The following is an 18,574-nucleotide window of genomic DNA, read 5'->3' on the forward strand; positions in this document are numbered from 1 at the left end:
CCACCTATGACCACCTCCGTCGCACCCCGCTCCCCGGAACGATCCGGAGACGCGCGGTCCGGGGCCGGTCGTCCGCAGACCGGGGCCGACGGTTCGCCGTCGGCCCCGGTCCGCCGGGCCCGCAAGGGCACGGACGTCCGCACCCGGGTCGAGATAGCCGTCCTCGCCGGACCGGCCACGATCATGTTCGTCGGGTTCGTGATCCTGCCCGTCGCACTCGCCGCCTACTACGGCTTCTACAAGTGGCAGGGCTACGGCACCCCCACCGACTTCGTCGGTCTCCAGAACTACGCGGTGATCTTCACCGACCCGGACTTCCGCGGCGTGCTCTGGCACAACCTCTTCATCGTGGTCGGATCCCTCCTCGTGCAGGGGCCGGTCGCGATCATCCTCGCGCTGCTGCTCAACCAGCGGATCCGCGGCCGCGGCCTCATCCGCGTGCTCATCTTCCTGCCGTACGTCATCTCCGAGGTGATCGTCGGGACGGGCTGGAGCCTCATGCTGCAGTCCAGCGGCGCCGTCAACGACCTGCTGCAGGCGGTCGGGCTCGGCGCCCTCCGCGCCGACTGGCTGTCGAACCCGGACATCGCGATCTGGACCCTCCTCGCGATCATCTCGTGGAAGTACATCGGCTTCGCGGTGATCCTGTTCCTCGCCGGTCTGCAGAGCATCCCCGAGGAGCTCTTCGAGGCCGCGCAGCTCGACGGCGCGAGCTACTGGCAGATGCAGCGGCGGATCACCCTGCCGCTCCTCGGCCCGACCGTCCGCATCTGGGCGTTCCTGTCGATCATCGGGTCGCTGCAGCTCTTCGACCTCGTGTACATCATCTGGGGTCAGTACATCGCCGCGACCGCCGGCACCTCGACGATGGCGACGTACATGGTCTCCAACGGGCGCCTGTCCGGGAACTACGGGTACGGCAACGCCGTCGCCGTGGTCATCTTCCTCATCTCGCTGGTCGTCGCCCTCGTCTACCAGCGGTTCGTCCTGCGCCGCGACACCGCCGGCGCCCTCACCGAGAAGGGCGACCGATGACCGCCACCGCCTCCATCGTCGCGCCGAAGCGCCGCCCCCGGGAATCCGGGCCGGTGCGCCGCGAACGCAACCTCGGCACGTACTTCATCGCGGTGCTCTTCATCGCGGTGTGCGTCGGCCCGGTGCTGTACATCGTGCTCGGCGGGTTCCGGAGCAACTCGCAGATCACCGCGAGCCCCGCCGGCCTCCCGAACCCCTGGCAGATCGGGAACTACGTCTCGGTGCTCTCCAGCGGGGTGTTCTGGCAGCAGCTCGGCAACTCCGTGATCGCCGGCGTCGCCACCACGCTCGGCGTCGTCGTGCTCGGCCTCATGGTGAGCTACGTCCTCGCCCGCTACCGGTTCCGCGGTCGCGGCGCGCTGTACTCCCTGTTCGCGGCGGGCCTGATGTTCCCGATCACCGTCGCGATCACGCCGCTGTACCTGCTCGTCAAGGACCTCGGTCTGACGAACAGCCTCGCCGGGGTGATCCTGCCGCAGATCGCGTTCGCGCTGCCGACGACCGTCATCATCCTCGTGCCGTTCCTCCGGGCGATCCCGGACGAGCTCGAGGAGGCCGCCGCGATCGACGGTGCGAGCCGGCTCGGGTTCTTCTTCCGGATGGTCGTGCCGCTGTCGCTGCCCGGCGTCGTCACGGTCGGGATCCTCGCGTTCATCGGCAGCTGGAACAGCTACATCCTGCCGCTGTTCATCCTCAACGACGCGTCGGCGTACACGCTGCCCCTCGGCGTCCAGGCGTTCTCGTCGCAGTACTCCGTCGACACCGCCAAGGTCCTCGCATTCACCTCGCTGTCGATGATCCCGGCGCTCGTGTTCTTCGCCGTGTTCCAGCGCCGCATCGTCGGCGGCCTGACCGGGGCGGTCAAGGGATGACGGCGACCGACGCGACCCGGACCGCCGGGCGCGAGCCGCGCCTCCAGTCCGACGCCGGCCACCCCGTCGACAGCACCGACAGCACCACGACCGACCGCGCCACCGCGCTCCTCGCCGCGATGACGCTCGAGGAGAAGGCCGCCCAGCTGGTCGGCTACTGGCTCGACCAGAACGGTGTCGTCGCGCCGATGCAGGGCGAGATGGCGGCCCACCAGGACGCCGACGGCGGCCGCACCCTCGCCGACATCACCCGCCACGGCATCGGCCAGTTCACCCGCGTGTACGGCACCCGTCCGGTCGAACCGGACGAGCGCGCCGCGTGGCTGTGGGCCGAGCAGCGGCGGCTCAAGCGCGAGACGCGCCTCGGGATCCCGGCGCTCGTGCACGAGGAGTGCCTCACCGGCCTCGCCGCGTGGAAGGCCGCCACGTTCCCGACGCCGCTGGCGTGGGGCGCGGCGTTCGACCCGGACCTCGTCGAGCAGGTGGGGACGGCGATCGGCGCGTCCATGCGCACGCTCGGCGTCCACCAGGGTCTCGCGCCCGTCCTCGACGTCATCCGCGACCCACGGTGGGGGCGCGTCGACGAGTGCATCGGCGAGGACCCGTACCTGGTCGGGACGATCGGCACGGCGTACGTCAAGGGGCTGCAGTCCACCGGGGTCGACGCGACGCTCAAGCACTTCCTCGGGTACTCGGCCTCGCAGGCCGGGCGGAACCACGCGCCCGTGCACGCCGGACCGCGCGAGGTCGCCGACGTCTTCCTGCCGCCGTTCGAGATGGCGCTGCGGGACGGACCCGCACGGAGCGTGATGAACTCGTACGCCGAGATCGACGGCGTGCCCGTCGCGGCGAACGGCGCCCTCCTCACCGACCTGCTCCGCGACCGGCTCGGGTTCGAGGGGACCGTCGTCGCGGACTACTTCTCGGTCGCCTTCCTCGAGGTCATGCACGGCATCGCCGCCGACCGCGGTGAGGCCGCCGAGCTCGCGCTGACCGCCGGGATCGACGTCGAACTGCCCACCGGGGACGCCTACCTCGCGCCGCTGGTGGACCGCGTCCGAGCGGGCCTGGTGGACGAGGCGCTCGTCGACCGCGCCGTGCTCCGGGTGCTCCGGCAGAAGGAGCGCCTCGGGCTGCTCGACCCGTCGGCGTTCGAGGACGAGCCACCGACCGGCTTCGACCTCGACTCGCCGCTGCACCGCTCGCTCGCGCGACAGCTCGCGGCACGGTCCCTCGTGCTGCTGTCGAACGAGTCCGCCGGGGGATCGTCCCCGGTCCTCCCGGTCCGCCCAGGTGCCACGGTCGCGCTGCTCGGCCCGAACGCCGACCGCGCGGAAGCGCTGCAGGGCTGCTACTCGTTCGCGAACCACGTGCTCGCCGGGTACCCCGAGCTCCCGCTCGGCTTCAGCATCCCCACGGTGCGTGAGGCGCTCACGGAAGCGCTCGGGTCCTCCGCCGTCCGGTACGCCGCCGGCTGCGCCGTCACCGGCGCCGACCGGTCCGGGTTCGCGGACGCGGTCGCCGTCGCCACGGGGTCGGACGTCGCCGTGGTCGTCGTCGGCGACCAGGCCGGACTGTTCGGCCGCGGCACCGTCGGCGAGGGCAACGACACCGAGTCGCTCGACCTGCCCGGGGTGCAGCGCGAACTCGTCGAGGCGGTCGTCGCGACCGGCACCCCGACGGTCGTGGTGCTCCTCACCGGTCGGCCGTACGCCGTCGGCTGGGCGCTCGACGACCCCGCGACCGGACCCGCCGCGGTCGTGCAGGCGTTCTTCCCGGGCGAGGGCGGCGGCCTGGCCATCGCGGACCTGCTCACCGGGGTCGCGTCGCCGTCCGGCCGCCTGCCGGTGTCGCTGCCGCGTGCCGCGGGAGCGCAGCCGTACACGTACCTCCACCCGCGCCTCGGCGGCCCGTCCGACGTGACGGCGACCGACTCGACGCCCGTGCGGCCGTTCGGGTTCGGTCTCGGGTACACCTCGTTCGGGTACACCGACCTCGTCGTCGACGAGTCGGTGAGCACGGACGGTGCGTTCGCCGCGACGGTGACCGTCACGAACACCGGGGAGCGCGCCGGCGAGGACGTCGTCCAGCTGTACGGGCACGACGTGCAGGGGTCGGTCACGCGGCCCCTCGTCCAGTTGATCGGCTACGCCCGCGTCGCGCTCGGCGCGGGGGAGTCGGCCCGGCTGCGGTTCAGGGTGCCCGTGCAGCGGTTCGCGTTCAGCGACCGCGCGATGCAGCGGGTCGTGGAACCGGGGGACGTGCAGGTGTGGGTCGCGTCGCACGCGGCGGCGTCTCGGCCGGGAGGCACGGTGCACGCCGACGGGATCGTCGCGGTCGGTCGTGGGTCGGGTCCACGGCCCGTGCCCGGCTCGGCGACGGACCGTGCGGTCGTGCGGGTCACCGGTCCGGTGCGCGAGGTGCAGGCGTCCGACGAGCGGGTCGTCACGTGGGAGCGCGTCTAGCGAACGGTTGCGAACTGGTTTCCATGGAAACTAGATTGGGACCATGAGGTCCGGGTCAGCGCGTCTGCGATCGCTCTTCGACGCGCTGATCCGGGCCGAGACCGAGGTCTGGTCGGACGTCGACGCCGAGATGGTCGCCGTGTGCGGCGTGCCGCTGAGCCGGTTCGAGCCGATGTCGGTCATGGACGCGACGCCGGACTGCCGGGTGGCGGACATCGCCGACGCGCTCTCGATCACCCGAGGCGGGGCGAGCAAGCTCGTCGAGCGGATCCGTGCCGACGGTCTCTGCGAGCGCCTCGCGAACCCGGACGACGGCCGCTCGTGGTTCTTCGTGCTCACGCCGGCCGGCGTCGAGGTGCTCGCCGGCGCGCGTGCCGCGTTCGACGCGGCGCTCGACCGACGCCTCGGCGACCGACTGGGACCCGCCGAGGTGGACCAGGCCGAACGACTGCTCCGCGCGCTCCGTCGTGGGCCCGCGGACGAACGAGAGGAACGAACCCGATGAAGGCAGCCTGGTACGACGAGCAGGGACCGGCGGGGGACGTCCTCCGCACCGGCGAGGTCGCGACACCCGAGCCCGGCGCCGGCGAGGTCCGCGTCCGGCTCACCCGCTCGGGCATCAACCCCGGCGACACGAAGAAGCGCGAGGGCTGGCTCGGGTCGGCGATGCCGTACCCGCGGGTGGTCCCGCACAGCGACGGCGCCGGCGTGGTCGACCTGGTCGGCGACGGGGTCCCCGGCGCCCTGGCCGGCACGCGCGTCGCCGTGTACGGGGCGCAGTCGTACCGGCAGTACGGCACCGCTGCCGAGTACGTCGTCGTCCCCGCGGGGCTCGCCGTCCCGCTGCCGGACGGGGTCGACGACGACGTCGCGGCGGCGCTCGGCATCCCCGGGGTCACCGCGCACCGTGCGGTGTTCGCCGACGGGTCCGTCCGGGGCAAGACCGTGCTCGTGCAGGGCGTCCGCGGGGCGGTGGGGTCGATCGCGGCGCAGCTCGCGGTCGCCGACGGCGCGACCGTCGTCGGGACGGTCCGCCGCACCGCCGACCTCGACGGGGTCGCGTTCCCCGGGGTGAACGTCGTCGCGCTCGACACGGACCCGGCCGCTGCGATCCGGGCGATCGCACCGGACGGAGTCGACCGGGTCGTCGAGGTCGCGCTCGACGCGAACGCCGACCTCGATGCCGCGGTGATCGCGAACGACGGGGTCATCGCCACGTACTTCGCACGCGGGGAGCGGGTCGACCTGCCGTTCCCGCCGCTGCTGTTCGCCAACGTCCTCGTCCGGTTCCTCGGGAGCGACGACTTCGCCGCGGACGTCAAGCGCCGGGCGATGGAGGACCTGGTCGCCGCGGCGGACCGGGGCGAGCTGTCGGTGACGATCGGAACCGTCCTGCCGTTGTCCGAGGTCGCGGCCGCGCACGACCTGGTCGATGCCGGTCGTGGGGGCCGGGTGCTGCTCGACACCGGTCGCTGACGCCGGGGGCGGCGGCGCGCATCGAGCGGTCTTGCTCAGAGCATCGCGGTCAGGACCCCGCCGTCCGCCCGGACCGCCGCGCCGTTCGTCGCCGAGGACAGCGGACTCGCCAGGTAGGCGACCAGGTGCGCGATCTCCTCGGGCGCGATGAACCGTTCGAGCAGCGTCGTCCGGTTCTGGCCGATCACCGCCGCCCGCACCGCCTCGACCGGAGCGGACTGCGCTGCCGCGACCGACTCAACCGCCGAGGCGACCCCGTCCGACCAGGTCGGACCGCCCAGCACCGTGTTGACCGTGACGCCGGTCCCGCGGGTGCGCTTCGCGAGGCCGTTCCCGAGCGCGATCACCGCCGCCTTCGTCACGCCGTAGTGGACCATGTCGACGGGCACGTTCACGCCGGACTCGCTGCTGATGAACACGATGCGACCCCACCCGCGGTCGAGCATCGGGCCGAGGAGGGCGCGGGACAGCCGGACGCCGCTCATCAGGTTGACGTCGAGGTACCGGGCCCACTCGTCGTCGTCGACCGACTCGAAGTCCGCCAGGCCGAACAGCCCGACGTTGTTCACGAGGACGTCGATCTCGGGCAGGCGTCCGAGGAGCGCGTCCACCTGCTCCGCGTCGCCGAGGTCGGCGGCGGCGCCGGACACCTTCGCGCCGGGCTGAGCGCTCCGCAGCCGTGCCACCGCGGCGTCCACCCGGTCCGGGTCCCGGCCGTTCAGCACCACCCGGGCGCCCTCCGCCGCCAGGGTGGCCGCGATCGCGTACCCGATGCCCTGCGTCGACCCGCTGACGAAGGCCGTCCTGCCGATGAGTCCGAGGTCCATGTCCGCTCCTGTCCGTCCTTGACTTGCTCAGGCAAGTGACAGTACGCAGCCTGACTTGCCTGAGCAAGTCAGGCTGCTAGCATCGACACGTGCCCGACCCTGACGGACCCGGATCGCTGACCGCTGAGCAGCGCGAGGTGTGGGCTGCCCTCGCGACCCTGCTCGAGCGGCTCCCGACCGCGCTGGACGCGCAACTCCAGGCCGACAGCGGTGTGACGCACTTCGAGCACGGCATCCTGTTCGCCCTCGACAGCGCGCCCGACCGGGTGCTCCGGCTGAGCGTCCTCGCCGGGTACGCGAGCTGCACGCTCTCGCGGTTGTCCCGCGCCGTGACCAGGCTCGAGGGGAAGGGGTGGGTCCACCGTGTCGTCGACCCCGCTGACGGGCGCTTCACCCTGGCCGAGCTCACCGACGCCGGTCACGAGCAGGTCGTCGCCGCCACCCCTGGGCACGAGGCACTCGTCCGCCGGGTCGTGTTCGACGCGCTCACCCCGACCCAGGTGCGCCAGCTCGGCGCGATCAGCCGGCGCATCGCCGAGACCGTGGACGGCGCGCCGGTCTGGACGCCGCCCGCCCGCTGATCCCTGGCGGACTGGAGGCGCGGTGCGGGCCCGCACCGCGCCTCCAGTCCGTCAGCAGTGCCGGACCACCGCGTCCCGCGACCGGTGGCAGGGTGGTCGGATGGGGAGCATCCGGAACATCGCCGTCGGCCTGCCGGTCAAGGACGGGCACGTGCTCGTGTCGGAGTCGGTCGACCGGGTCCGCGGGCTCCGGTTCCATCGAGCCGTCGGCGGCGGCATCGAGTTCGGGGAGCTGGCGGTCGAGGCGCTCCGCCGGGAGTTCCGTGAGGAGCTCGAGGTCGAGCTCGACGCGGCCGAGCCCCTCGGGGTGCTCGAGAACCTGTTCGTGTACGAGGGCGTGCCGGGACACGAGGTCGTGCACGTCTTCACGGTCCGTTCCGCGGCGCTCGACGCGGTGCCGCTCGAGGCCGAGCTCGTCGTGCTCGATGAGGGGAGCCCGGTGCGGTGGGTGCCCGTCGACACCACGACACCTGTGTTCCCCGAGGGCATCCTCGACCTGCTCGCGCGCCACCCGCCCCGGTTCGGTCCGGGCACCCGCTGATCGGTACGGTGGTCGCCATGGCCAGTTTCACGCCCCCCGCCAGCGATGCGATGCGCGCACGGCTGCTGCTCGCGTCACGGGACGAGTTCGCGGCCGCCGGGCTCGCCGGCGCCCGGCTCGAGCGGATCACCGCGGCGGCGGCGAGCAACAAGGCGCAGGTCTTCCACTACTTCGGCAGCAAGGAGGGCCTGTTCGACGCCCTCGTCGCCCAGACCGTGACCGAGACGTTCGACGAGGTCCCGCTCGACACCGCCGACCTGCCGGAGTGGGCCGGGCGCCTGCACGACGCCGCGGTCCGACGGCCCTGGGGTCCCCGACTGCTGACCTGGCACCGGCTCGAACGCGGTCGGGTCGCTCCGCTCGAGGCGATCGTGGAGCGGAACGCCGCCGCCGTCGCCGAGGTCGAGCGCGCCCAGCGTGCGGGTGTCCTGCCGCGGGCGTACCGTCCGGCGGTGCTGCTCGGGCTCGTCCTGCACCTCGCCGCGTTCTGGAGCGATGCCTCACCGGAGTTCGACGCGCTCACGGGCGCGGTGGTCCCGGCGCGCCGACGCCAGGTCGTGGTCGACGCGGTCACCGCCCTGCTCGGCCGCTGACGGGCCCCGCCCGGGTCAGCCGATCCGAGCGCGGAGGAACGCCGCCTGACGCTCCCAGTGCGCGAACCCGCCGCCCTCGTGGCCGTTGTAGGGGTAGACCTCGATGGCCGTGTCGGCGGACCCCAGTGCGTTGTACGCCGCGAAGGTCGTCCGCGGCGGCACGACGTCGTCCATGAGCGCCACCGAGAACAGCGCGGGCGCGGTGATCCCGGCGGCGAAGTGCACCCCGTCGAAGTAGGCGGCGGTGCGCCACACGGTGTCGACCGCGTCACGGTGGACCGACAGGTACTGCGCGAGCTCGAGGTAGGGGCCGCCGACGGCGACGGCGGTGCCGTTCTCCCAGTCGCTGAGGAACGCGACGTCGGGCAGCACGGCGACGAGCGGCCCGGTGTGCGCCTCGACGAGGGCGGCCGCGGCGATCGTGATCCCGCCGCCCTGGCTCCCGCCGGTCAGTGCGATGCGGTCCGGGTCGACGCCGGGGAGCGTCCGGACGGCGTCGACGAGCCGGACGGCGTCGGTGTACACGCGCCGGTAGTAGTGGTCGGCGGGGGAGTCGATGCCGGCGGTCATCCACCCGCCGATGTGCGGCCCCGAGCCGTGCGGGTCGGGGGTGTCCCCGCCGGAACCCCAGCCGCTGCCCTGCCCGCGGGTGTCCATGACCACGTGCACGTACCCGGCGAGGGCCCACGCGACCCGTTCGCCCGGCAGTCCGCGGCCGCCGTTGTAGCCGAGGAACTCGACGACGACGGGCAGGGGGCCCGACGCCCCGACCGGGCGGGAGACCCAGGCCCGCACCGGGTCGCCGGCGAATCCCGGGAAGGTCAGGTCCTCGATGACGAGCCCGGTGACCGGGGTGTCCGCGGCCTCGAGCAGCGGTTCGGTCCCGGTGTCCGCGGCCCGGGCGCCGGCGATGGTGTCGGCCCAGAACGCGTCGAAGTCGTCGGGGCGCCGCAGCGTCGGCCGGTACTCCCGGAGCTGGTCGAGCGGGAGATCGGTGAACGGCATGGGGCCTCCAGGCATCGTGTGTGGGTGGTACCCGCACGGATCGGGCGTACCCGGTCGATCGTTCCGACCAGGTATGCCCGATCGTGCCAGGCATCGCGGACGTCGTCCCGGCGGGACGGTCAGCGCGCGGCGGCGCGGTACTGCTCGAGGACCCCGGGGTGCGGGTCGCCGGGGACGACGGCGGTGTCGAGGTCCCAGGCGGGCAGGGTCCCGGTGAGGATCCACGCGGCCTGCTTCGCGGCACCGGCGGCGACGTACTCGCCGGGCTCCGGCACGAGGACGTCGCGCCCGAACACCTGCGCGGCGACAGCCCGGACTGCCTCGTTGCGGGCGGCTCCACCGATGAGGAGGAGCCGGTCCACGGTGACCCCGGTGCCCTCGACGGCGGCGAGCCCGTCGGCGAGCGCGCAGAGCATCCCCTCGACCGCGGCACGAGCGAGGTGCGCCCGGTCCGTGGTCCCCGGGGTCATCCCGACGAGGGACGCGGTCGCGTCCGGCCGGTTCGGGGTGCGCTCGCCGACGAAGTACGGCACGAGCACGAGCCCGTCCGCCCCCGCCGGCGCCTGGAGCGCCAGCGCCCCGAGCTCGTCGTGGTCCACGCCGAGCAGACCGCCGATCACCTCGAGCACGCGGGCCGCGTTGAGCGTGGTGACGATCGGGAGGCGCGACCCGGTCCCGTCGGCGAAGCCCGCCACGGTCCCGCTCGGGTCCGTCACCTCGGCGTCGGTGACCCCGAAGACCGTGCCGCTCGTGCCGAGGGACACCGCGACGTCACCCGGGCCGAGCCCGAGGCCGAGCGCTGCCCCGGCGTTGTCGCCGAGCCCCGGGCCGACGACCAGTCCGGCGGGTGCCACGGCACCGTTCGGCAGCGGGACGTCGACGTCGAGCGTGCCCATCGCCTCGTCGGGGGCGACGACCCGCGGCACGACCACGGCGTCCTCGTCCCCGGTCTCGGCGGTGCGGAGGGGCCGGCCGAACGCGAGCTGGAACAGCTCCGGGTCGTACTCGCGGCGCACCGGGTCCCAGTACGCCGTGCCGCTGGCGTCCGAGCCGTCGGTCGCGAGCGCGTCGAGGTCGGGGCCGAGCGGGCTCTCGTCGGCGGGACCGTACCCGCGCAGCCGCCACGACAACCAGTCGTGGGGGAGCGCGACGGCGGCGACCCGGGCGGCGTTCTCCGGCTCGGCGTCGCGGAGCCACCGCAGCTTGGTGCCGGTGAACGACGCGACCGGGACGAGTCCCGTGCGGGCGACCCACGCCTCCTGGCCGAGTTCCGCGACCATCTGCGCGGCCGCGTCCGCACTGCGCACGTCGTTCCAGAGCAGCGCGTCGCGCACGACCCGGCCGTCGGCGTCGAGCGCGACCATGCCGTGCTGCTGCCCGGCGATCGCGATCGCGCCGACGTCGGCGAGCCCGCCGGCCTCCGCGATCGCGGTGCCGAGCGCGTCCCACCAGTGGCGGGGGTCGACGGACGTGCCGTCCGGGTGGGATGCGCGTCCCTCCCGGACGACCGCGCCCGTCGATGCGTCACGGACGGTGACCTTGCAGGACTGGGTCGACGAGTCGACCCCGGCGACCAGCTCAGCCACGAGCGCCCATGAGGTGCTCGATGGCGAGCTGCTGCAGCTTCACGAAGCCGAAGCCCTTGCCGCCGAAGTACGCCTCGGCGTCGAAGTCCTCGAACGCGGAGCGGTCGGCGAGGAAGTCGTCGTACGACTCGCCGCTGTTCAGCGTCGGGGTGCTCAGCTCCGGGACCTTCGACGCCTCGAGGGCTGCCTGCACCTCGGGGTCGGCGCGGAACGCCTCGGCACGCTCCTTGAGGAGCAGGTACATGCGCATGTTCGCGGCCGCCGAGTCCCAGACACCCGAGATGTCCTCGGTGCGGCTCGGCTTGTAGTCGAAGTGGCGCGGGCCGTCGTACGCCGGGCCGCCCTGCGGGGCACCGTGCTCGAGCAGGTCGACGAGCGAGAACGCGTTCTGCAGGTCGCCGTGACCGAACACGAGGTCCTGGTCGTACTTGATGCCGCGCTGGCCGTTGAGGTCGATGTGGAAGAGCTTGCCCTGGTAGAGCGCCTGGGCGATGCCGGCGGTGAAGTTCAGGCCCGCCATCTGCTCGTGGCCGACCTCGGGGTTGATGCCGAACAGCTCGGGGCGCTCGAGCGTCTCGGTGAAGGCGATCGCGTGACCGAGGGTCGGCAGGAGGATGTCGCCGCGGGGCTCGTTCGGCTTCGGCTCGATGGCGAACCGGATGCCGTAGCCCTTGTCGGTGACGTACTGGGCGAGGAGGTTGACGGCCTCGCGGTAGCGCTCGAGTGCGGCCTGCACGTCCTTGGCGGCGTCGTACTCGGCACCCTCGCGGCCGCCCCACATCACGAACGTCTTCGCGCCGAGCTCGGCTGCGAGGTCGATGTTGCGGAGCACCTTGCGGAGCGCGAACCGGCGTACCTGGCGGTCGTTCGAGGTGAAGCCGCCGTCCTTGAACACGGGGGCGGAGAACAGGTTCGTCGTCACCATCGGCACCTCGATGCCGGTGGACTCGAGCGCGCCCTTGAGGCGGTCGATCTGCGTCTGGCGTTCGGCGTCGGTCGAACCGAACGCGAACAGGTCGTCGTCGTGGAAGGTCAGGCCGTAGGCCCCGAGCTCGTCGAGCTTCTCGACCGCCTCGACCACGTCGAGCGCGGGTCGGGTGGGGCCGCCGAAGGGGTCGGAGCCGTTGTAGCCGATGGTCCAGAGACCGAAGGAGAACTTGTCTGCACGGGTGGGCGTCGTTGCCATGGTGGTCACCGTTCGTCGTCGAAACAAAATGTTGCCGCGCCCAACATAAGCGGTAGTGTTGACTCTGGCAAGGACGTGATCGCAAAGGAGCGAGCGGATGGCATCGGACCGACTTCGAGTGGCGATGGTGGGCCACGGCTTCATGGGAGCCGCCCACTCACAGGGCTGGCGGACAGCACCGAGGTTCTTCGACCTCGGGGTCGAACCGGAGATGGCGGTGATCGTCGGCCGTGATCCCGAACGGACCGAAGCCGCGCGGCAGCAGTACGGGTGGCAGAGCGCCTCGACCGACTGGCGCGCCGTGGTCACCGACCCGGACATCGACGTCGTCGACATCTGCTCGCCCGGCTCCTCGCACGTCGAGGTCGCGATCGCTGCGCTCGAGGCCGGCAAGCACGTGCTCTGCGAGAAGCCGCTCGCCAACACCGTCGCCGAGGCCGAGGCGATGACCGCGGCCGCCGCAGCGGCCCGCGCGGACGGGGTCCGCGCGATGGTCGGCTTCAGCTACCGTCGGGTGCCCGCGATCGCGTTCGCGAAGCGGCTGGTGGAGGCCGGGAGGCTCGGGACCGTCCGCCAGGTCCGCGCGCTCTACCTGCAGGACTGGTTGGCCGACGCGGACGGTCCGATGACGTGGCGGCTGGACAAGGCGCTCGCCGGCTCCGGGTCGCTCGGCGACATCGGCGCGCACGCCATCGACCTCGCCGAGCACGTCACCGGCGCACAGCTCACGACCGTGTCCGGCACGCTCGAGACCTTCGTGACCGAACGCCCGCTGCTCGCTGACGGCGTCGGGCTGTCCGGCACCGCGTCGAGCGAGCGCGGGCAGGTCACCGTCGACGACGCCGCGTTCTTCCTCGGTCGGCTCGCCGGTGGCGCTGCCGACGGCGCGATCGGCTCGTTCGAGGCCACGCGCTACGCGACCGGTCGGAAGAACGGCCTCACGCTCGAGATCAGCGGATCGGACGGCGCGATCCAGTTCGACCTCGAGTCGATGAACGAGCTGCGCATCTACGACGCCACCGCGCCGGCCGGCCAACAGGGCTTCCAGCGGATCCTCGTCACTGAGCCCGAGCACCCGTACATGGCGGCGTGGTGGCCGACCGGACACCTCATCGGGTACGAGCACACCTTCAGCCACGAGGTGAAGGACTTCGTCGAGGCGATCGTCGCGGGCACCGACCCGTCGCCGTCGTTCGAGGACGGCCTCCACGTGCAGCGCGTGCTCGACGCGGTCGAGCGCAGCGCCGCTGACGGCAGCAGCTGGACGGCGATCCGATGACCGGGCAGCGCCAGGCGCTCGTCGTCCGCGGCGGGTGGGACGGCCACCAGCCCGTCGAGACCACCGACCTGTTCGTCCCGTTCCTGCGGGACAACGGGTTCGACGTCCGGGTGTCGGACTCCACCGCCGTCTACGCGGACGAGGCCGTCATGAGCGACGTCGACCTCATCGTGCAGGTCGTCACGATGTCGACCATCGCCGACGACGAATTCGCCGGCCTGCAGCGAGCGGTGCTCGGCGGTGCCGGACTCGCCGGCTGGCACGGCGGGATCGCCGACGCCTTCCGGAACACCGCGGACTACCTGCACATGGTCGGCGGCCAGTTCGCCCACCACGCGGGCAAGCACCCGTCGGAGCGCACCGGCGAGCAGTCCGACAACTACATCCCGTACACGGTGCACCTCACCGACCTCGGGCGATCGCATCCGATCACCGAGGGGATCGAGGACTTCGAGCTCGTCACGGAGCAGTACTGGGTCCTCAGCGACGAGTACAACGACGTCCTGGCCAGGACCACGCAGGAGGCCCGGGACTTCGACGCCTGGAACCGACCGGTGACCGCGCCGGCGATCTGGACCCGGCAGTGGGGCGAGGGTCGCGTGTTCGTCTCGGCACCCGGGCACCGGCTCGAGGTCGTCGAGTCGCAGCCGCTCCGCACGATCATCGAGCGCGGACTCCTGTGGGCAGCGCGATGACCGGCGAGCAGCTCCGCGTCGGGGTGATCGGCGTCGGCAACATCAGCCAGCAGTACTTCGAGCACTTCCCGGCCCTGCCCGGGCTCGCCCTCACCGCAGTCGCGGACCTCGACGTCGAGCGGGCGCAGTCCGTCGGCGCGGCCCAGGGCGTGCGCGGGACCAGCGTCGACGACCTCCTCGCCGCGGACGACGTCGACGTCGTGCTCAACCTCACGATCCCCGCCGCCCACGCCGAGGTCGCCACCCGTGCGCTCGAGGCCGGCAAGCACGTCTACGGCGAGAAGCCGCTCGCGCTCGCCACGGCGGAGGCGTCGCCCGTCCTGGCCCTCGCCGCGGAACGGGGCCTGCGGGTCGGCAGCGCACCGGACACCGTGCTCGGCACCGGGATCCAGACCGCCCGCGCGGCGATCGACGACGGCCGCATCGGTGACCCGGTGGGCGCAGCGGTGTCGTGGAGCGCCCCCGGGCACGAGCTCTGGCACCCCGCTCCGGCGTTCTACTACCAGCCCGGTGGCGGCCCCCTGCTCGACATGGGCCCGTACTACCTGACGAGCCTCGTCCAGTTCTTCGGCCCGGTCGCCCGGGTCAGCGGCAGCGCCACGCGCTCCACCCGCGAGCGGACCATCGCGACCGGACCGTTCGCCGGCGCGCCGATCCCGGTCGACATCGACACGCACGTGGTCGCGGTGCTCGAACACGCGAACGGCGTGGTCTCGACCATGACGGTCTCGTTCGAGGTCTGGGCCACCCGGGCGCCGCTGTTCGAGGTGCACGGCACCGCGGGCAGCCTCGCCGTGTCCGACCCGAACCGCTTCTCCGACCCGGTGTCGATCGCCACCGCCGACGACCGGGAGTGGCGCGAGCTGCCGGTGTCCGCCGGGTACGCCGACGCCGGACGCGGGTACGGGCTCGCCGACATGGCGCACGCGATCGCGACGGACCGGCCGCACCGTGCCTCGGGCGACCTCGCGTTCCACGTGCTCGAGGTCATGGAAGCGGTCACGACCGCCGGTCGCCAGCACACCGTGGTCGACGTGCACTCCCGGGTCGACCGGCCCGCGCTCGTGCCCGCCGGCGCCACCCCCGGATCATGGTGACCGGACCCACCCGCGAGGAAGGACGACGACGATGACGACGACGGACGGAACCGACGAGACGGGGGCGACCCGCGCCTCCAGGCCGACGCGGCCGGTGACCCTGTTCACCGGACAGTGGGCGGACCTGCCCTTCGAGGAGGTCACACGACTGGCGGGCGAGTGGGGCTACGACGGCCTGGAGATCGCCTGCTGGGGCGACCACCTCGACGTCCGCCGCGCCGCCACCGACCCCGAGTACGTCGCCGACCGGAAGGCGATCCTCGAGCGGAACGGCCTCGGGGTCTGGACGATCGCGAACCACCTCGTCGGCCAGGCCGTGTGCGACGACCCGATCGACCAGCGGCACGAGGACATCGTCCCGCCGCGCGTGTGGGGCGACGGCGACCCCGAGGGCGTGCGACAGCGCGCCGCCGAGGAGCTGCAGTGGACCGCACGTGCCGCCGCGGCGCTCGGCGTCGACACCGTGACCGGGTTCTCCGGGTCGTCGATCTGGAAGACCGTCGCCGGGTTCCCGCCCGTGCCCGCCTCGATGATCGACGCCGGCTACCAGGACTTCCACGACCGCTGGTCGCCGATCCTCGACGTGTTCGAGGAGGTCGGGGTCCGGTTCGCGCTCGAGGTGCACCCGTCCGAGATCGCCTACGACTACTGGACCGCTGCGCGGACCCTGGAGGTGTTCCGCGACCGGCCGGCGTTCGGGTTCAACTTCGACCCGTCGCACTTCGTCTGGCAGGACCTGGACCCCGCGGCGTTCCTGCTCGACTTCGCCGACCGGATCTACCACGTGCACTGCAAGGAGTCGGTGAAGCAGCTCGACGGCCGCAACGGGCGCCTGGCGTCGCACCTGCCGTGGGGCGACCCCCGACGCGGCTGGGACTTCGTCACCGCCGGGCACGGCGACGTGCCGTGGGAGCGGGTGTTCCGGGTGCTCAACCACATCGGGTACACCGGGCCGACGAGCGTCGAGTGGGAGGACGCCGGGATGGACCGGCTCGTCGGCGGGCCGGAGGCGCTGGCGTTCGTGCGCAGGCTGGGGACGATCGCGCCGCCGGAGGCCTCCTTCGACGCGGCGTTCTCGCAGTCCCGATGAGTGGCCCGCAGGCGGCGCCCGGCAACGCCGCACGGGTCCTCCGCATCGTGCACGAGGACGGCCCCGTCACGCGCGCCGAGCTCACCCGCCGCACCGGGCTCAACCGGTCCACGATCCTCGCGCTCGTCGGGGAGCTCGTCGACCTCGGCCTCGTGCACGAGGAGGCCCCGGCCCCGGGCACACCGGGAGCCGGCGTCGGGCGACCGAGCGGCGTCGTCCGGGCCTCGAGCGACGTGCTCGCCGCCGCGGTCACGGTCGAGATCGACGCGGTCGGGGTCGCACTCGTCGGCCTCGACGGCACCGTGCGCGACCGCGAGGTCGAAGCCCAGCAGGACGTCCCCACCGCAGCGCAGGCGATGGACGCGGTCGCCCGGGTCTTCGCGGTGCTGACCGCCCGGACCGACCCCGCCGTCCGGATCGTCGGCGTCGGCGTCGCCGTCCCCGGCATCGTCCGCGTCGAGGACGGCACCGTCCGGGAGGCCCCGCACCTCGGATGGCGGGACGAACCCTTCGCCGCGCCCCTCGCCGACCGACTCGGGCTCCCGGTGCGCGCGGCGAACGACGCCAACCTCGGCGCCTGGGCGGAGCGCCTGTACGGCAGCGCCCGCGGCGTCGACGACCTGGTGTACCTCAACGGTGGCGCGAGCGGCATCGGCGGCGGGATCGTCAGCGCCGGCCGACCCTTCAGCGGCGCGGACGGGTACGCGGGGGAGCTCGGCCACACCTTCGTCGCCGCGAACGGCATCCGCTGCCACTGCGGTGCGGTCGGGTGCCTCGAGACCGAGGCCTCGCGGTCGGCCCTCACGCGCGTCACCGGCACGCCACCGGACGACCTGGCGGCGCTCGCCGTCGCGCTCGCCGCCGGACGCCCCGAGGTCGAGCGGGTCGTGGACCGGCAGGTCACCGCGCTCGCGACGGGGCTCCGCAACGCGATCCACACGGTCGACCCGGAGGTCGTCGTGCTCGGCGGCTTCCTCGGGGCCCTGCTCGGCCACGTCGGGGACCGCATCGAGGCCGACGTCCGCGCCCAGTCCATGCCCGCGATGACCGAACGGCTCCGGATCGTCCCGGCCGCCCTCGGCACCGACGTCCTGGTGCGCGGTGCCGCCGAGATCGGCTTCCGCGACCTCCTGCTCGACCCCGCATCACCCACCACCACGGGCCGCACCGCTGCGGCCGAGGAAGCGAGACCCGCATGACCACCGACCAGCGCCAGCGCGCCAGCGTCCTGCTCGGCACCCAGGACCTCACCGTCGAGGACCGCCCCGTCCCCGCCGTCGACCCCGGCGACGTCCTCGTCCGGGTCGCCGCCGTCGGCGTCTGCGGCTCGGACGTGCACTACTACCGACACGGCCGCATCGGGGACTTCGTCGTCGAGGAGCCCCTCGTCCTCGGGCACGAGCTCTCCGGCACGATCGTCGCCGTGGGCGAGGGTGTCGACGAGGCACGGGTCCGCGAACGCGTCGCCGTCGAACCGCAGCGTCCCTGCCACCACTGCGCCCAGTGCCTCGCCGGCCGCTACAACCTCTGCCCGGACATGCGCTTCTACGCGACGCCGCCGGTCGACGGCGCGTTCGCCGAGTTCGTCACGATCGAGTCCGCGTTCGCGCACACGCTGCCCGACTCGGTGTCCTTCGAGGCCGGCGCGCTCCTCGAACCGCTCTCGGTCGGCATCGCCGCCGTCCGCAAGGCCCGGATCGTGCCGGGCTCCTCGGTGCTCATCGCGGGCGCGGGGCCGATCGGCATCATCTGCGCCCAGGCCGCGCGGGCGTTCGGTGCCTCCCGCATCGTGGTGAGCGACCTCGTGCCCGAGCGGCGTGCGCGCGCGTTGGACTACGGGGCCACCGAGGTCGTCGACCCCACCGCGGTGTCGGTCGCGTCGGACATCGTCCCCGTCGACGCCTTCATCGACGCCAGCGGTGCGCCCCGAGCGGTGTCCGACGGCATCAAGGCCGTGGGTCCCGCCGGGGCCGCGGTGCTCGTCGGTCTCGGGAACTCCGAGATGAGCCTGCCCGTCGAGCACATCCAGAACCTCGAGGTCACGGTCACCGGGATCTTCCGGTACACGAACACGTGGCCGGTCGCGATCGAGCTGGTGGCGTCGGGGCAGGTGGACCTCGACTCGCTCGTCACGGGGCGGTTCGGGCTCGACGACGTCCGCGAGGCCCTCGAGAGCGACACCGACCCCGAGTCCCTCAAGTCGGTCGTCTACCCGGGTGGCGTTCCGTCAGCGACGTGACCACCGG

Annotated in this window: 18 protein-coding genes; 14 read left to right on the forward strand and 4 right to left on the reverse strand. The window is 73.0% G+C overall.

Annotated elements, in window-relative coordinates; translation table 11 throughout:
• The first annotated feature begins 6 nt into the window (after nucleotides 1–6).
• The 5 genes from FS825_RS02325 to FS825_RS02345 are packed head-to-tail and all read left to right on the forward strand — an operon-like array spanning nucleotide 7 to nucleotide 5,848.
• Complete coding sequence (locus tag FS825_RS02325) at nucleotides 7–1,035, forward strand: carbohydrate ABC transporter permease (RefSeq protein ID WP_144710475.1); 1,029 nt, start codon at nucleotides 7–9, stop codon at nucleotides 1,033–1,035.
• Nucleotides 1,032–1,907 carry a carbohydrate ABC transporter permease gene (locus FS825_RS02330; protein WP_144710477.1) on the forward strand — a complete coding sequence of 292 codons (876 nt, stop codon included), beginning with the start codon at nucleotides 1,032–1,034 and terminating at the stop codon, nucleotides 1,905–1,907. The genes FS825_RS02325 and FS825_RS02330 overlap by 4 nt, the downstream gene beginning before the upstream one ends.
• Nucleotides 1,904–4,372: a beta-xylosidase/alpha-l-arabinosidase gene (locus FS825_RS02335; RefSeq protein WP_144710479.1), complete on the forward strand. Its 2,469-nt coding sequence runs from the start codon at nucleotides 1,904–1,906 to the stop codon at nucleotides 4,370–4,372. The genes FS825_RS02330 and FS825_RS02335 overlap by 4 nt, the downstream gene beginning before the upstream one ends.
• Before the next feature lie 43 nt (nucleotides 4,373–4,415).
• Complete coding sequence (locus FS825_RS02340; RefSeq protein WP_144710481.1) at nucleotides 4,416–4,877, forward strand: MarR family winged helix-turn-helix transcriptional regulator; 462 nt, start codon at nucleotides 4,416–4,418, stop codon at nucleotides 4,875–4,877.
• Nucleotides 4,874–5,848 carry an NADPH:quinone reductase gene (locus FS825_RS02345; RefSeq protein WP_144710483.1) on the forward strand — a complete coding sequence of 325 codons (975 nt, stop codon included), beginning with the start codon at nucleotides 4,874–4,876 and terminating at the stop codon, nucleotides 5,846–5,848. The genes FS825_RS02340 and FS825_RS02345 overlap by 4 nt, the downstream gene beginning before the upstream one ends.
• Nucleotides 5,849–5,883: 35 nt before the next feature.
• Here the strand turns inward: FS825_RS02345 and FS825_RS02350 are convergent, their stop codons facing one another.
• Complete coding sequence (locus tag FS825_RS02350) at nucleotides 5,884–6,675, reverse strand: SDR family NAD(P)-dependent oxidoreductase (protein WP_144710485.1); 792 nt, start codon at nucleotides 6,673–6,675, stop codon at nucleotides 5,884–5,886.
• Nucleotides 6,676–6,764: 89 nt separating this feature from the next.
• Here FS825_RS02350 and FS825_RS02355 point away from each other — a divergent pair, with 89 nt between their 5' ends.
• The 3 genes from FS825_RS02355 (at nucleotide 6,765) to FS825_RS02365 (ending at nucleotide 8,390) form a co-directional block, all read left to right on the forward strand.
• Entirely contained in the window at nucleotides 6,765–7,256 is a 492-nt protein-coding gene (locus FS825_RS02355) for a MarR family winged helix-turn-helix transcriptional regulator (RefSeq protein WP_144710487.1), read from the forward strand.
• A 100-nt stretch (nucleotides 7,257–7,356) separates the two neighbouring features.
• On the forward strand, nucleotides 7,357–7,797 hold the full coding sequence (locus tag FS825_RS02360; protein WP_144710489.1) for an NUDIX domain-containing protein: 441 nt from the start codon (nucleotides 7,357–7,359) through the stop codon (nucleotides 7,795–7,797).
• Between the two features lie 17 nt (nucleotides 7,798–7,814).
• Complete coding sequence (locus tag FS825_RS02365) at nucleotides 7,815–8,390, forward strand: TetR family transcriptional regulator (RefSeq protein WP_144710490.1); 576 nt, start codon at nucleotides 7,815–7,817, stop codon at nucleotides 8,388–8,390.
• 15 nt (nucleotides 8,391–8,405) lie between these two features.
• On the opposite strand, the gene FS825_RS02370 is transcribed toward FS825_RS02365, so the two are convergent.
• The 3 genes from FS825_RS02370 to xylA all read right to left on the reverse strand — a co-directional run bounded on the left by FS825_RS02370 (nucleotide 8,406) and on the right by xylA (nucleotide 12,167).
• A complete protein-coding gene (locus tag FS825_RS02370; RefSeq protein ID WP_144710491.1) occupies nucleotides 8,406–9,395 on the reverse strand; it encodes an acetylxylan esterase in 990 nt (329 codons plus the stop codon).
• A gap of 119 nt (nucleotides 9,396–9,514) precedes the next feature.
• Nucleotides 9,515–10,981, reverse strand: a complete 1,467-nt coding sequence (locus FS825_RS02375) for an FGGY family carbohydrate kinase (protein ID WP_260980978.1) — start codon at nucleotides 10,979–10,981, stop codon at nucleotides 9,515–9,517.
• Entirely contained in the window at nucleotides 10,974–12,167 is a 1,194-nt protein-coding gene (xylA, locus tag FS825_RS02380) for a xylose isomerase (RefSeq protein WP_144710493.1), read from the reverse strand. The genes FS825_RS02375 and xylA overlap by 8 nt, the downstream gene beginning before the upstream one ends.
• A 97-nt stretch (nucleotides 12,168–12,264) precedes the next feature.
• Between xylA and FS825_RS02385 the strand changes: the two genes are divergently transcribed.
• The 6 genes from FS825_RS02385 to FS825_RS02410 are packed head-to-tail and all read left to right on the forward strand — an operon-like array spanning nucleotide 12,265 to nucleotide 18,567.
• A complete protein-coding gene (locus FS825_RS02385) occupies nucleotides 12,265–13,446 on the forward strand; it encodes a Gfo/Idh/MocA family protein (RefSeq protein WP_144710495.1) in 1,182 nt (393 codons plus the stop codon).
• Nucleotides 13,443–14,141 (forward strand): ThuA domain-containing protein, encoded by a 699-nt coding sequence (locus tag FS825_RS02390; RefSeq protein ID WP_144710497.1) that lies wholly within the window; start codon nucleotides 13,443–13,445, stop codon nucleotides 14,139–14,141. Before FS825_RS02385 ends, FS825_RS02390 begins: the two co-directional genes overlap by 4 nt.
• On the forward strand, nucleotides 14,138–15,238 hold the full coding sequence (locus tag FS825_RS02395; RefSeq protein ID WP_144710499.1) for a Gfo/Idh/MocA family protein: 1,101 nt from the start codon (nucleotides 14,138–14,140) through the stop codon (nucleotides 15,236–15,238). Before FS825_RS02390 ends, FS825_RS02395 begins: the two co-directional genes overlap by 4 nt.
• A 31-nt stretch (nucleotides 15,239–15,269) precedes the next feature.
• Complete coding sequence (locus FS825_RS02400) at nucleotides 15,270–16,328, forward strand: sugar phosphate isomerase/epimerase family protein (RefSeq protein ID WP_144710501.1); 1,059 nt, start codon at nucleotides 15,270–15,272, stop codon at nucleotides 16,326–16,328.
• On the forward strand, nucleotides 16,325–17,527 hold the full coding sequence (locus FS825_RS02405; RefSeq protein WP_144710503.1) for an ROK family transcriptional regulator: 1,203 nt from the start codon (nucleotides 16,325–16,327) through the stop codon (nucleotides 17,525–17,527). The genes FS825_RS02400 and FS825_RS02405 overlap by 4 nt, the downstream gene beginning before the upstream one ends.
• Complete coding sequence (locus FS825_RS02410) at nucleotides 17,524–18,567, forward strand: NAD(P)-dependent alcohol dehydrogenase (protein ID WP_144710505.1); 1,044 nt, start codon at nucleotides 17,524–17,526, stop codon at nucleotides 18,565–18,567. Before FS825_RS02405 ends, FS825_RS02410 begins: the two co-directional genes overlap by 4 nt.
• The last annotated feature ends 7 nt before the right edge of the window (nucleotides 18,568–18,574 follow it).

Source organism: Curtobacterium pusillum, assembly GCF_007680845.1.
GTDB lineage: Bacteria > Actinomycetota > Actinomycetes > Actinomycetales > Microbacteriaceae > Curtobacterium > Curtobacterium pusillum_B.

Coding starts and splice junctions, on each gene's coding strand:
- FS825_RS02350 (WP_144710485.1), bottom strand. CDS start 6,675: ATGGACCTCGGACTCATCGGCAGGACGGCCTTCGTCAGCGGGTCGACG.
- FS825_RS02395 (WP_144710499.1), top strand. CDS start 14,138: ATGACCGGCGAGCAGCTCCGCGTCGGGGTGATCGGCGTCGGCAACATC.
- FS825_RS02365 (WP_144710490.1), top strand. CDS start 7,815: ATGGCCAGTTTCACGCCCCCCGCCAGCGATGCGATGCGCGCACGGCTG.
- FS825_RS02370 (WP_144710491.1), bottom strand. CDS start 9,395: ATGCCGTTCACCGATCTCCCGCTCGACCAGCTCCGGGAGTACCGGCCG.
- FS825_RS02335 (WP_144710479.1), top strand. CDS start 1,904: ATGACGGCGACCGACGCGACCCGGACCGCCGGGCGCGAGCCGCGCCTC.
- FS825_RS02405 (WP_144710503.1), top strand. CDS start 16,325: ATGAGTGGCCCGCAGGCGGCGCCCGGCAACGCCGCACGGGTCCTCCGC.
- FS825_RS02400 (WP_144710501.1), top strand. CDS start 15,270: ATGACGACGACGGACGGAACCGACGAGACGGGGGCGACCCGCGCCTCC.
- FS825_RS02390 (WP_144710497.1), top strand. CDS start 13,443: ATGACCGGGCAGCGCCAGGCGCTCGTCGTCCGCGGCGGGTGGGACGGC.
- FS825_RS02325 (WP_144710475.1), top strand. CDS start 7: ATGACCACCTCCGTCGCACCCCGCTCCCCGGAACGATCCGGAGACGCG.
- FS825_RS02360 (WP_144710489.1), top strand. CDS start 7,357: ATGGGGAGCATCCGGAACATCGCCGTCGGCCTGCCGGTCAAGGACGGG.
- FS825_RS02410 (WP_144710505.1), top strand. CDS start 17,524: ATGACCACCGACCAGCGCCAGCGCGCCAGCGTCCTGCTCGGCACCCAG.
- FS825_RS02330 (WP_144710477.1), top strand. CDS start 1,032: ATGACCGCCACCGCCTCCATCGTCGCGCCGAAGCGCCGCCCCCGGGAA.
- FS825_RS02345 (WP_144710483.1), top strand. CDS start 4,874: ATGAAGGCAGCCTGGTACGACGAGCAGGGACCGGCGGGGGACGTCCTC.
- xylA (WP_144710493.1), bottom strand. CDS start 12,167: ATGGCAACGACGCCCACCCGTGCAGACAAGTTCTCCTTCGGTCTCTGG.
- FS825_RS02340 (WP_144710481.1), top strand. CDS start 4,416: ATGAGGTCCGGGTCAGCGCGTCTGCGATCGCTCTTCGACGCGCTGATC.
- FS825_RS02385 (WP_144710495.1), top strand. CDS start 12,265: ATGGCATCGGACCGACTTCGAGTGGCGATGGTGGGCCACGGCTTCATG.